This is a genomic window from Sphingobium soli (genome assembly GCF_020782245.1).
Classification (GTDB): domain Bacteria; phylum Pseudomonadota; class Alphaproteobacteria; order Sphingomonadales; family Sphingomonadaceae; genus Sphingobium; species Sphingobium soli.
Genome location: NZ_JAJGNP010000017.1, coordinates 64723 through 76250 on the forward strand (window position 1 = coordinate 64723; position 11528 = coordinate 76250).

An 11528-nucleotide genomic window follows, 5' to 3' on the forward strand; every position below is an offset into this window, starting at 1 on the left:
CTGCACCACAGGGGTAGATTCATGTCTCATCTGACCGACGAGGCGCGGGCGCGCACCCGCGCCGCGCAGCCGACCATCGATTTGGGCGATAACAGCCTGGAGGCGATCGTCGCCGCCAATCCGGCGCGCCGCACCGTTCTGAAAAACGGCCTGTTTGGCCTGTCGATCCTGCCGATGCTCGGCGCGCTCGCGGCCTGCGACGATGATGACGACGACAGCAGCAGCCCGACGCCGACCCCCACTCCGACGCCCACGCCGGCCCCCAGCTACGGCATCACCTTCGCGCCGGTCGCCGCCAATATGAACGACACCGTCACCGTGCCCACCGGCTACACCGTCCAGGTGCTGCTGAAGGCCGGCGATTCGATCGAGCCCGGCACCGCTTATGCCGACGCCTATCCCACCCCCGATCAGGCCGAAAAATGGGCCGGCGGCAACCATGACGGCATGGAATATTTCGAGCTGTCGGGCACCGACGCCAACAGCGGTGGCCTGCTCGCGATCAATTTCGAATATCCCGATTTCAACATCCTGATGGATGGCGATTATGACGCCGACACGGCCACCGCCGCGCAGAAGGCGCTGGCCCTCTCGGCCGTCGGCATCGGCGTGGTCGAAGTCGCCAAGGCGTCGGATGGCAGCTGGTCGGTGAAGGCCGATTCCAAATATAACAAGCGCTACACGGGCAACAGCAGCTACAAGGCCAGCGGCCCCGCTTCGGGCCTCTTGTCTGGCACGATCAAGGGCATGCTCAACAACTGCTCGTCGGGCCGCACCCCCTGGGGCACCTACCTCACCTGCGAGGAAACCACCGACAATTATCTCGATCCCACGCAGCCGGAGGAAAATTACGGCTGGGTGGTCGAAATCGACCCTTATCAGGAACTGGCAGCCCCCACCAAGCGCACCGCGCTCGGCCGGTTCGACCATGAAAATGTCGCCTATATGGCCAATAGCGACCGCCGCGTCGCCTTCTACATGGGGCATGACGGCACCCCGGGCTGCATCTACAAATTCGTGTGCGACCGCGCCTATAGCAGCAGCGACCGCGCGGCGAACACCGACCTGCTCGACCGTGGCACGCTCTATGTCGCGCGCTTCAATGGCGATGGCACCGGCGAATGGCGCGCCCTGGTCCAGGGACAGAACGGCCTGACCGCCGGCGCGTCCGATCCGGGCAATGTCAGCCAGTTCACCACGCCGCCCGAACCCACGACGGTCGACTTCACCAACCAGGCGCAGGTGCTGATCAACACCATCTCGGCCGCGCGCGTTGCTGGCGGCACCGTCATGGACCGCCCGGAATGGATCACGGTCGCACCCGACAACAGCGCGATCTTCGTCACGCTGACCAACAATAGCAGCCGCGCGACCACCGACGCGGCCAACCCCCGGACCCGCAACCGCCACGGCCACATCATCAAGTTCAAGGAAGAAGGCGATTCGCCGCTCGCCACCACGTTCAGCTGGGAAATCTTCCTGCTGGCGGGCGACCCGGAACTGGCGGGCTTTGGCGATAATCTGGAAGGTGATATCAACGGCGACACCTTCTCCAGCCCTGATGGCATCCGCATCGACCCGCAAGGTCGTCTGTGGGTTCAGACCGATCACTCGGTTCCCGGCACGTCGGGCAAACCCAATACCAGCATCGAGGATATTTTCGGTCAAAATGCGATGTTCTACATCGACCAGGAATCCAAGAAATCGATGCGCTTCCTGGTTGGTCCGGAAGGCTGTGAGATCACCGGCCTTGCCTACACGCCCGACCTGACGAACTTCTTCATCAACATTCAGCATCCCACCGGCAACTGGCCGGTCGATGGCAAAGAGCCGCGCTCGTCGACCATCGTCGTGCGCCGCAGCGACGCGACGCCGATCGGCAACTAAGCCGACCCGATAGACGTGATCAGAAGGGGCGCTTCCGCAAGGAAGCGCCCTTTTTTTGACACCCCCGTGGCGGGACCATCGTGAAACGGCAAAAGGCCCGCTCCCTTCTCAGGGCGGGCCTTTTGCATCGGAAAAACCTGCGATCAAACGCGCGGACCGTCGAGGTCCGCAGCAGCTTACTTGATCTTGGCTTCCTTGAATTCGACATGCTTGCGCACGACCGGATCATATTTGCGGAAGCTCAGCTTCTCGGTCTTGGTGCGCGGATTCTTCTTCGTCACGTAGAAGAAGCCAGTGTCAGCCGAGCTGACGAGACGGATCTTGACGGTTGCCGGCTTGGCCATGGCCCTATTCCCTGGTCGTAAAATGCGTAAAAAGAAAAGCGGCCCGTGTCGGACCACCCCGTTTCAGCGGTGCCCCATGGAACAGATTCGGTTCGCTGTCAAGGCTGAGGCGCATCGACATACAGGCTTTACGCGGCTTTAACGGTCCCGATCCTATCATGGCAGGCCAAGGGATGGGAGTAACGAACATGCGGCATGACCCGATGATGGCGATCCAGGCGGACCTCATGCGCCGCGTCGACAGCCTGGCGGGCGAACGGGGCCATGTGTCGGCGCTGCGTCTGCATGACGAAGTCGACCAGATCCGCCATATCGCCCGCGCCTTCCACCTGGATGAGGTCGAAGGGCTGGCCGGCACGCTCGAAAGCGCCCTGTCGCTCCATGGTCTTGGTCCTGTCGTCCTCTCCTATCTCGACCGGATGCGGGAGGCCATCGGCGCGCACGCCCTGCCCCCGATGATACCCGCGCCCATGGGCGCCGCCGTCGTGCCCCTGCGCGCCTGAGGCGCGCGCCATGGACGCCCTGCTGACCGCCCTGCTCGGCTGCCTGCTGGGGGAAATCGGCGACAAGAGCCAGTTGCTCGTGCTGGCGCTCGCCACCCGCTATGACCGCAATGGCGCGGTCATTGCCGGCATCGTCGCCGCCGCGATCGCCAATGCCGCCATCTCCGCCTTCGCCGGCGCATGGATCGGCCCGATGCTGGGGGCCGACGCCCGGCTGCTCTTCTTGGCGCTGGCGACGCTGTTCCTGGGCGTCGGGTTGATGTGGCGCGTGTCGCCGCCCGACACATTGGATGGCTGGCCGACCGGCCCGTTCCTCACCACCGCGCTCGGCCTTTTCATCCTGGGCTTCGGCGACGGCCCGCAATTCCTGATCCTAGGCATCGCCACCCGCACCGCCGAGCCGTGGCTGGCGGGAATCGGGGGTGCGATCGGCGTCATTGTCGCGCTGGTGCCGGTCGTGCTGCTGCGCGCCCAACTGCTCACCATCCTGCCCGTGCGCGCCATTCGCTGGAGCGGCGCGGGCATGCTGCTGCTGATCGGCGCGGGGCTGGCGCTGGCGGCGACCGGGCTGCTCTGATCGACAATTTCGTTCAGGCTGATCGCCAGAAAAAATGGCACTAACGCGCGGAACGATCATTATATGTGCGAAACCAAATTTTGACGAACAGGAGGACTGCGCATGACCGCTGCCGATCTCAAGACACCCACCGATCTCAAGAGCAACGAAACCAAGTCCGTTGCACAGGCGCTGAACGCTGCGCTGGCGGATAGCTATGCCCTGTATCTCAAGACCAAGAATTTCCACTGGCATGTCTCTGGCCCCCATTTCCGCGACTATCATCTGATGTTCGATGAGCAGGCCACCCAGATCCTGGGCACCACCGACGCGATTGCCGAGCGTGTACGCAAGACCGGCAACACGACGCTGCGCTCGATCGGCGATATTGCGCGCCACCAGACGGTGAAGGACAATGACGCCGATTTCGTCAATGCGTCCGACATGCTGAAGGAACTGCGCGACGACAATCTCGCTCTGGTGGAAAGCTTCCGCGCGGTGAAGGAAGCCGCGACACAGGCCGGCGACAACGCCACTGAAGGCATTGTCGACGACTGGACCGATCAGGCCGAGGAGCGCGCCTGGTTCCTGTTCGAAGCCGCGCGCGGCGCGTAACGGCTCCATCCAGTCAAAAAAGCCCGCCGGACGCTGTCCGGCGGGCTTTTTCATGACGGCAAAAGGCGGATCACGCCTCCGTTACGGGCTCGATGCCGATAATCTCGATCGCATCCGCCTTGCCCGCGAAATCGACCTTCTCGCCAACCTCCGCGTCCATCATCGCGCGCGCGACCGGGGACGAAAAGCTGATCCGCCCGTCATGCGGGTCGGCCTCGTCATCGCCGACGAAGACGACGCTCTTGTCCTGCCCGCTCTGGCGATAGGTCACTCGGGTGCCAAAGGCGACCACATCGCCATCGGGCGCCGGCTGCTGCTGCGCGGTCGCCAGCCGGGTGCGCCAGTAGCGCAATTCCCGCTTATGCTTCTTGGCCGCGTCCTCGTCCATGGGTCCGCTGTCCACGGCCTCCAGGTCCGCAACCTTTTCCCGCGTCAGCCGCATTCCTCGCGCCGTGACCCAGTTGGGGCCGGGGGGGATCGGAATTTCGAACGTGGGTTCCTTATGTTCATCGTCGCTCTCACGACGGAAGGCGACACTCATCAGCCTCTCCAATAATAGATTTTCAGGGTGGAAGAGCGACCCGTACCGGTCGCTCAATCCTCGTCGAACAGCCCGGCCAGCTGTTCCACCATCGTCCCGCCCAATTGTTCGGCGTCCATGATGGTGACGGCGCGGCGATAATAGCGGGTGACATCATGGCCGATGCCGATCGCCACCAATTGCACCGGCGACCGGTTCTCGATCCAGTCGATCACCTGCCGCAAATGCCGCTCCAGATAGGTGCCGCTGTTGACCGACAGGGTGCTGTCGTCGACCGGCGCACCATCGGAAATCACCATCAGGATGCGCCGTTCCTCGGGCCGCGCGATCAACCGGCCATGCGCCCACAGCAGCGCCTCGCCGTCGATATTTTCCTTCAACAGGCCCTCACGCATCATCAGGCCCAGATTCTTGCGCGCCCGCCGCCACGGATCGTCCGCCTTTTTGTAGACGATATGGCGCAGGTCATTGAGCCGGCCCGGCATCGGCGGCCGCCCGGCGGCCAGCCAGTCCTCGCGCGCCTGACCGCCCTTCCAGGCGCGGGTGGTGAAACCCAATATCTCGGTCTTGACGCCGCACCGCTCCAGCGTGCGCGCCATGATGTCGGCGCTGATCGCGGCAATGCTGATCGGCCGGCCGCGCATCGATCCTGAATTGTCGATCAGCAGCGTGACGACCGTGTCGCGAAACTCCATGTCGCGCTCGATCTTGTAGGATAGCGACCGCGTGGGATCGATCACGATCCGCGCCAGCCGCGCCGCGTCCAGCAGCCCTTCTTCCTGGTCGAAATCCCAGCTGCGCGACTGCTGCGCCATCAACCGACGCTGCAACCGGTTTGCAAGCTTCGTCACCGCCCCCTGGAGGCTTACCAGTTGCTGATCGAGGAACCCGCGCAATCGCGCCAGTTCATCGTCGTCGCACAGATCTTCGGGCGCGACGATCTCATCGAACTTCGTTGTATAGGCCTGATAATCGAATCCGGGCGGCATATCGGACATGGGCCGATTGGGGCGCACGGGCATCATGCCCTCCTCGCCCATATCGTCGGCGCCTTCGTCGCTGTCGGCGTCGAAGTCGTCGCTATACTCGCTCTCGCCCTCCTCGCTCTCGCCGCCCTGGTCCTCGGCGCGCGCTTCGGCGTTCATGTCGCTGTCGCCCGACTCCTCCTCGCCGGATTCGCCCTCTTCCTGCTGGTCCTCCTGATCCTCGCCATCCTCGTCCGATTCCGGTTCTTCGGTATCGGGCGGCACATCGGCGTCGATCAGTTGCAGATGCTCCAGCATCGCCGTCGTCAGCGACTGGAAGGCGCGCTGGTCGTCAATCGCCAGCATCAGCGAATCAAGGTCGGCGCCCGCCTTGTCCTCGATCCACTGGTCGACCATGGCGACGCCGGGCGCGGCGTCCTTGGGGATCGCCTGCCCCGTCAGCCGTTCGCGCACCTTGAGCGCCAACGCGGTCGACAGCGGCACTTCATCGGCCGAGCGCGCACGGCGGATCGCGTCGGATTTCAGCCGCAGCGCCAGCGCCTCGTTCAAATTGGCGCGCACCCCCGCCATGGATCGCGACCCGATCGCCTCGACCCGCGCCTGCTCGACCGCATCGAACACCGCGCGCGCCACCGTTTCGCCGGGCGCGGAGGATGCATGAACCCTTGCATCATGATAGCGCAGCTTGAGCGCCGACGCATCGGCAAAGCCCCGCGCCAGCGCGACCTGGTCGGCGGGCAGCGCCCGCGCGGGTGTCGGCACCTTGATCGCCTTGCCTACGGCGTGGGGCGTATCGGCGGTAAAGCCGACCTCTACCTCCAGGTCGCGCGCGATCGATCGGGCAACGCCCGACAACACATCCTTGAAGGCGTCGATTGGGGACCGTTCGGTCATGATGTCACCAGAGCGTCCTGCAACGCCGCGCGCGCGTCGGCATCGACGCCCAGCACCTGCGCCAGATAGGCGTCGATACCGCCATGTTCCTGATCCAGCGTGTCGAACAGCGCGTCGAGATAGGCGGCATCCGCCCGCAAGATCGGGGCTACGACGTCGGCCCGGTCACGCAGCGCGCGGGTCAATCGCGACTCTGTTTGCGCCAGTCGCCATGTCCAGTCGGCATGGTCGTTGGTCGCCAGATAATCGTCCTGGATCGCCGCGCGCGGCACCCCCAGCGCCCACAGGACCAGCACAGCGCCCACGCCCGTCCGGTCCTTGCCCGCCGCGCAATTGATGAGGATCGGCAGCCGACCGGCCAGCATCTGGGCGAACATCGCCCGATAGGAGTCGGCATGGTCGGTGGCGATGGCGCGATAGACCCGCACCATCGCGTCATGCATGTCGGCGGGCGTAGCGCTCTCCGACCGTAACATTTCGCTCAGCACGCCGCTTTGTTCGCTATAATCGCGGCAGAAATAATCGACTTCATCCCCGTGCCAGCTTGTGGGTTCCTCCACCCGCTCGCTCGGCCGACGAAAATCGCAAATGGCCCGGATGCTAAGCGCGCGCAGCGCGTAGGCATCGGCGTCGGTCAGCAGCGCCATGGTGCCTGACCGATATAACATGCCGGTGCGCACCTGCCGCCCGTCGCACGTGCGATGGCCGCCAAAATCCCGCAGGTTGAAGGCGCTGGCGAGCGGCAGCGCGGTCAGGGCAGCCGCAGCGTTCACGCGCCCTCCGGATCACCGACACGCGGCACGGCGATCGTCTCGATCTGCGTCTCCACCTCCGCCATCAGCTTGTGCAGCGGGCATTTGGCGGCGACCGCGATCAGCTTGTCATGCTGCTCGTCGCTCATCGGCCCGGTAACGGCGATGCGCGTGGTCAGTTTGTAGAGGCCTTGCCGTTCCTGACTGTTGTCGCGCACCACCCCGACATGAATATCCTCTACGGGAATGTCGTTACGCTGCGCATACCAGAGCATCGTCATCGCCTTGCACGCGCCCAGCGCCGCATCATACAGGTCATGCGGGTCCGGTCCGGCGTCATGGCCATCGGGCGCGGACATGTCCGCGACGATTTCATGCCCGCGAATGTGAATCCGGTGCGCGGTCCCGCCCTGGGGATCGATTCTCTCGACGACGATCATGCCATGCTCTCCCGATCCGGTTAGGGCCGGGGCGAAGGGTCAGTTCGCCCGGCTCGCAACGCTTTCCGGCAGGTCCTTGCCGAAAACGCGCTGATAATATTCCGCGACCAGCGCCCGTTCGGCCTCGTCGCATTTGTTGAGGAAGGACAGGCGGAAGGCGAAGCCGACATTCTTGAAGATCAGCGCATTCTGCGCCCAGCTGATGACGGTGCGGGGCGACATGACGGTCGAAATATCGCCGTTGATGAAGCCCTGACGCGTCAGTTCGGCGACCTTGATCATCGCCTCGACTTCCTTGCGGCCGCCTTCATGATCATACTCGCCGGACTTGGCCAGCACCACCTGCGCCTCGGTCGCGGCGGGCAGATAATTCAATGCCACCACCAGGTTCCAGCGGTCCATCTGCCCCTGGTTGATCTGCTGCGTGCCATGATAGAGGCCGGTCGTGTCACCCAGTCCCACCGTGTTGGCGGTGGCGAACAAGCGGAAATGCGGATTGGGACGGATCACCCTATTCTGGTCGAGCAGGGTCATCTTGCCGTCGGTTTCCAGCACGCGCTGGATCACGAACATGACGTCGGGCCGGCCCGCATCATATTCGTCGAACACCAGCGCAACCGGCCGCTGGAGCGACCAGGGAAGCAGGCCTTCCTTGAATTCGGTGACCTGCTGGCCGTCCTTGAGCACGATGGCGTCGCGCCCGACCAAGTCGATGCGGCTGATATGCGCGTCCAGGTTGATGCGGATGCACGGCCATTTCAGGCGCGCGGCGACCTGCTCGATATGGCTGGACTTGCCGGTGCCATGATAGCCCTGCACCATGACCCGCCGATTATAGGCAAAGCCGGCCAGGATCGCGAGCGTGGTGTCGGGATCGAACACATAGGCGGGGTCTAGGTCGGGCACGCGTTCGTCGGCCTGGCTGAACGCCGGAATCTTCATGTCGACGTCGATGCCGAAGATGTCGCGCGCATCCACTTCGCGATCGGGCGCTTCCATCAGCGTTTCGGATCGCGTGTCGGGCTGGACGTTGGAAATGTCGGTCATCGGGCACATCATCTTTCTGCGAGTCACGTCCGCCCTAACCCATAGGCAAAGGGCATGTCGATAGAGTGGGGCCTCGACTGCCGCCGATCAAGCAGCCCATTGGGCCAAATTGGCTTCCTCCCCGATCAAGGCCAAACCATGGGCGATCGACGTGAGTTCCCCGCCACTCGCCAGCCGCGCCTCACCAAAGCGCGTGCCAAAGATGCGGCGGATCGCGGGGATCAGCGACGATCCGCCGGTCAGGAACACGCGGTCGATGGCGTCGGGCGCGACATCGGCCTTCTTCAGCGCCGCGTCTACTGTCGTCTCGATCCGCGCGATATCGGGCGCGATCCATGTCTCGAACTGGTCGCGCGACACCTGCTCCTCAATCTCCAACCCGCCGCCCGAAAAGCGGAACGTCGCCATCTCCTGCGAGGACAAGGCACGCTTGAGCGCGCCGACCGCATCATAGAGCGGATAGCCCAGCTCCTTTTCGATGACCGTCATCATCCGCCCGATCGCCACCGGATCGTCCGCCGCCTTTTGCAGCCGCGCCAGTTCGTCTAAGGTCCGCCGGTTGCGCATCAGCGCCAGCCGCGACCAGTCGGCAAAATCCGCGAAGTAGCTGCGCGGTATCTCCAGCATCTTGCCAAAGCTGCGATAGCCGCCGCCCTTGCCCAACATCGGCAGCACCAGATGATCGAGGATGCGATAATCGAACCGGTCGCCGGCAATGCCGATGCCCGTCGATCCCAGCGGCGTCGCGCGCCGCGCCGCGCCCGGCGCTTCCACCCGCACGATCGAAAAGTCGCTCGTGCCGCCGCCAAAGTCCGCCACCAATATCGTCGCCGCGCGGTCGAGGCGGCTGGCATAGCTGAACGCCGCGCCCAGCGGCTCATGCACATAATAGATGTCGCTGCCAAATCCCGCGAACATTGCGTCATAGCGCCGCCGCGCCAGCGCCTCATCGGGCCGCGACCCCGCATATTCGACCGGCCGGCCCACGATGATCCGCTCTGGCCGGGCATCGAGCGCGCCGCCGGCATGGGCGGTCATCCGCGCCAGAAACATCTGGCCCAGTTCCTCGAACCGGAACCGCTTCTCGAACACGCTCGCGCTTTCGAAGATCGGGCTGGCTGCCACTGACTTGAAGGATTGCAGGAACCGGCTGTCCTCTGGATAGTCCATATATTCCGCGATCGCCCATGGTCCGGCCTCATGCGCCAGACCGCCCTTCGCTTCCTCGTCGTGCCAGAAACAGAGCGCAGATCGGAACACCGCCCCCGTCGCGCGCGCGCCGACGAAGTCCACCAGTTGCGACTGCCCGTCCCCGGCCAGCGCAACCACGCTATTGGTCGTGCCGAAATCCAGGCCCAGCGCACGCGGCATCTGCTGCATCTTATGTCTCCGCGAAGAAGGAAGGGTCGGGGGCTATGGCAGCGGCCCTGCGCCCACGCAAGCGTCAGCTGAACACCGCCGCCTTGCGCAAATGGCCATAGGCCGCGATCACCGCCTGCAAGGCGCTTTCATGACTGCGGTCGCCGCCATTATGATCGGGATGGAAGCGGCGCAACAACTCGGTATAGCGGGTGCGCAGCGCCTTGCGATCGGCGTCGATCGGCAAGTCCATCACCGCCATCTGCCGCCGGTCCTCCTGCGACAGAAACTGCCCGTCCTGCCGCATCTGGCTGTCAGCCCGCGCCTTGGCGACGCGTTCCTTGAACCGCGCGCCGATGGCATCGAGCGGATCGGCAAAATCGGCCCAGCGCGGCGGCGGGCTGGTGGCCTTGCTGGAAAAGGCGCGGGTTTCCCGCTCCCATCCGGCATAGGGGCGCTGGGCAGCGGCGATTTCCTCCGCGCTCATGCCGCTGAAGAAATTATAGCCCTGGTTGAAGGCGCGGACATGATCTAGGCACAGCCAGCGCCATTGCGGTCCCTCATGGCCAGAACGCTGTCCTTCGGGCACAGGCGCGCGAAACTCGCCCGGTTCGGCGCAGCCTTCCACGGCGCAGGGGCGGCCACTTTCCACGCGGCCGTGGAATCGGTTGAAACGACGATTGGAAAAGGGTTCGCTACTCAAGATCGTCCTGATGGCATGACTGACAAAGCGGACTATATAGGAAACATGACCACAGACCTCAAAGGCCCGATCGCCATTGAAATCGACGCGCGGCTGCGCGCCGCCCTGTCGCCCGAGCATCTCGCCGTCATCGACGACAGCGAAAAGCATCGCGGTCATGCCGGCCATGACGGCTCGGGCGAAAGCCATTTCACCGTCGAGATCATCGCGGAGCGCTTTACGGGCCAGAGCCGGGTCGCGCGGCAGCGGATGGTGAACGCGGCGCTGGCCGACCTGTTGCGTGACAAGGTGCATGCCCTGGCGATCAAGGCACGCGCACCCGGCGAAGCCTGACCGAGAGGTCGGGAGGGCGGGCTACTGGCTTGCCGTGCTATCGCCCCCTTCCGAAATGCGCGGACGGTTAAGGCAAAAGGGCCACCAGCGATAAAGTTGGCGGCGGTGGTAGCTTGGGCTTGGGGAGGTTGGAATTGGCGCTGTGGCCTTCCGCTTATGCGCCCCCTCATTTGGACGGGGACGGCAAAGAGCCCACCAGGCTTTTTGCTTGATGGGATGATTTTGCCGTTATGTTGGTTGCGGGGACAGGATTTGAACCTGTGACCTTCAGGTTATGAGCCTGACGAGCTACCGGACTGCTCCACCCCGCGGCACCAGAGGTTTGTTGTTCAGGGCGACGGAGACGCAGTCTCCGCGAGCCTGTCCTGAGCGCCTGCTGCAAGCAGGCAGTCGAAGGGGCCGACCGGCCGTCGCCCCTTATGGCGCGGAAGCCAAGGCCACGGATGTGGCCGCCGGCGCCTGAGGCCAACAAACAAAGTGAATGGGTTTTAATGTATCAAAAGCGCGAGCTTCAATGCCTGGCGACGCCCTACTCTTCCGGGGCTTGAGCCACAGTACCATCGGCGCA

At 64.1% G+C, this 11528-nt stretch carries 13 protein-coding genes and 1 tRNA gene; 5 read left to right on the forward strand and 9 right to left on the reverse strand.

All coding sequences use genetic code 11. The annotated features are described in order from the left end of the window. Positions 1-21: 21 nt before the first annotated feature. Positions 22-1887, forward strand: coding sequence for a PhoX family protein (locus LL253_RS16480; RefSeq protein WP_009820356.1), 1866 nt, complete (start codon positions 22-24; stop codon positions 1885-1887). A gap of 176 nt (positions 1888-2063) precedes the next feature. Here LL253_RS16480 and rpmG read toward each other — a convergent pair whose 3' ends face one another. After that, positions 2064-2231, reverse strand: a complete 168-nt coding sequence (gene rpmG, locus LL253_RS16485; RefSeq protein ID WP_007687342.1) for a 50S ribosomal protein L33 — start codon at positions 2229-2231, stop codon at positions 2064-2066. Between the two features lie 188 nt (positions 2232-2419). On the opposite strand from rpmG, the gene LL253_RS16490 reads away from it, so the two are divergent. The 3 genes from LL253_RS16490 to LL253_RS16500 all read left to right on the forward strand — a co-directional run bounded on the left by LL253_RS16490 (position 2420) and on the right by LL253_RS16500 (position 3905). Beyond that, entirely contained in the window at positions 2420-2734 is a 315-nt protein-coding gene (locus tag LL253_RS16490) for a hypothetical protein (protein ID WP_009820355.1), read from the forward strand. Between the two features lie 10 nt (positions 2735-2744). Then, a complete protein-coding gene (locus tag LL253_RS16495) occupies positions 2745-3311 on the forward strand; it encodes a TMEM165/GDT1 family protein (protein WP_009820354.1) in 567 nt (188 codons plus the stop codon). A gap of 102 nt (positions 3312-3413) precedes the next feature. Continuing rightward, entirely contained in the window at positions 3414-3905 is a 492-nt protein-coding gene (locus LL253_RS16500; protein ID WP_228222680.1) for a Dps family protein, read from the forward strand. A 70-nt stretch (positions 3906-3975) separates the two neighbouring features. Here LL253_RS16500 and LL253_RS16505 read toward each other — a convergent pair whose 3' ends face one another. The 7 genes from LL253_RS16505 to LL253_RS16535 form a co-directional block, all read right to left on the reverse strand. Further along, a complete protein-coding gene (locus tag LL253_RS16505; RefSeq protein ID WP_228227879.1) occupies positions 3976-4446 on the reverse strand; it encodes a GreA/GreB family elongation factor in 471 nt (156 codons plus the stop codon). Between the two features lie 53 nt (positions 4447-4499). Continuing rightward, positions 4500-6326, reverse strand: a complete 1827-nt coding sequence (cobT, locus tag LL253_RS16510; protein WP_228227880.1) for a cobaltochelatase subunit CobT — start codon at positions 6324-6326, stop codon at positions 4500-4502. Further along, on the reverse strand, positions 6323-7099 hold the full coding sequence (locus tag LL253_RS16515; RefSeq protein WP_228227881.1) for a tyrosine-protein phosphatase: 777 nt from the start codon (positions 7097-7099) through the stop codon (positions 6323-6325). Before LL253_RS16515 ends, cobT begins: the two co-directional genes overlap by 4 nt. After that, entirely contained in the window at positions 7096-7518 is a 423-nt protein-coding gene (locus LL253_RS16520) for an OsmC family protein (protein ID WP_228227882.1), read from the reverse strand. The genes LL253_RS16515 and LL253_RS16520 overlap by 4 nt, the downstream gene beginning before the upstream one ends. Positions 7519-7557: 39 nt before the next feature. Continuing rightward, positions 7558-8565 (reverse strand): cobaltochelatase subunit CobS, encoded by a 1008-nt coding sequence (cobS, locus tag LL253_RS16525; RefSeq protein ID WP_228227883.1) that lies wholly within the window; start codon positions 8563-8565, stop codon positions 7558-7560. Between the two features lie 87 nt (positions 8566-8652). Beyond that, positions 8653-9945: an Hsp70 family protein gene (locus tag LL253_RS16530; RefSeq protein ID WP_228227884.1), complete on the reverse strand. Its 1293-nt coding sequence runs from the start codon at positions 9943-9945 to the stop codon at positions 8653-8655. 64 nt (positions 9946-10009) lie between these two features. After that, complete coding sequence (locus LL253_RS16535) at positions 10010-10627, reverse strand: J domain-containing protein (RefSeq protein ID WP_228227885.1); 618 nt, start codon at positions 10625-10627, stop codon at positions 10010-10012. Between the two features lie 45 nt (positions 10628-10672). Here LL253_RS16535 and LL253_RS16540 point away from each other — a divergent pair, with 45 nt between their 5' ends. Continuing rightward, the gene (locus LL253_RS16540; RefSeq protein WP_228227886.1) at positions 10673-10960 is read left to right on the forward strand and encodes a BolA family protein; all 288 of its coding nucleotides are present in this window, start codon (positions 10673-10675) and stop codon (positions 10958-10960) included. Positions 10961-11194: 234 nt separating this feature from the next. On the opposite strand, the gene LL253_RS16545 is transcribed toward LL253_RS16540, so the two are convergent. Continuing rightward, a tRNA-Met gene (locus LL253_RS16545) sits at positions 11195-11271 on the reverse strand. Between the last annotated feature and the right edge of the window lie 257 nt (positions 11272-11528).

Coding starts and splice junctions, on each gene's coding strand:
- LL253_RS16480 (WP_009820356.1), top strand. CDS start 22: ATGTCTCATCTGACCGACGAGGCGCGGGCGCGCACCCGCGCCGCGCAG.
- rpmG (WP_007687342.1), bottom strand. CDS start 2,231: ATGGCCAAGCCGGCAACCGTCAAGATCCGTCTCGTCAGCTCGGCTGAC.
- LL253_RS16490 (WP_009820355.1), top strand. CDS start 2,420: ATGCGGCATGACCCGATGATGGCGATCCAGGCGGACCTCATGCGCCGC.
- LL253_RS16495 (WP_009820354.1), top strand. CDS start 2,745: ATGGACGCCCTGCTGACCGCCCTGCTCGGCTGCCTGCTGGGGGAAATC.
- LL253_RS16500 (WP_228222680.1), top strand. CDS start 3,414: ATGACCGCTGCCGATCTCAAGACACCCACCGATCTCAAGAGCAACGAA.
- LL253_RS16505 (WP_228227879.1), bottom strand. CDS start 4,446: ATGAGTGTCGCCTTCCGTCGTGAGAGCGACGATGAACATAAGGAACCC.
- cobT (WP_228227880.1), bottom strand. CDS start 6,326: ATGACCGAACGGTCCCCAATCGACGCCTTCAAGGATGTGTTGTCGGGC.
- LL253_RS16520 (WP_228227882.1), bottom strand. CDS start 7,518: ATGATCGTCGTCGAGAGAATCGATCCCCAGGGCGGGACCGCGCACCGG.
- cobS (WP_228227883.1), bottom strand. CDS start 8,565: ATGACCGACATTTCCAACGTCCAGCCCGACACGCGATCCGAAACGCTG.
- LL253_RS16530 (WP_228227884.1), bottom strand. CDS start 9,945: ATGCAGCAGATGCCGCGTGCGCTGGGCCTGGATTTCGGCACGACCAAT.
- LL253_RS16540 (WP_228227886.1), top strand. CDS start 10,673: ATGACCACAGACCTCAAAGGCCCGATCGCCATTGAAATCGACGCGCGG.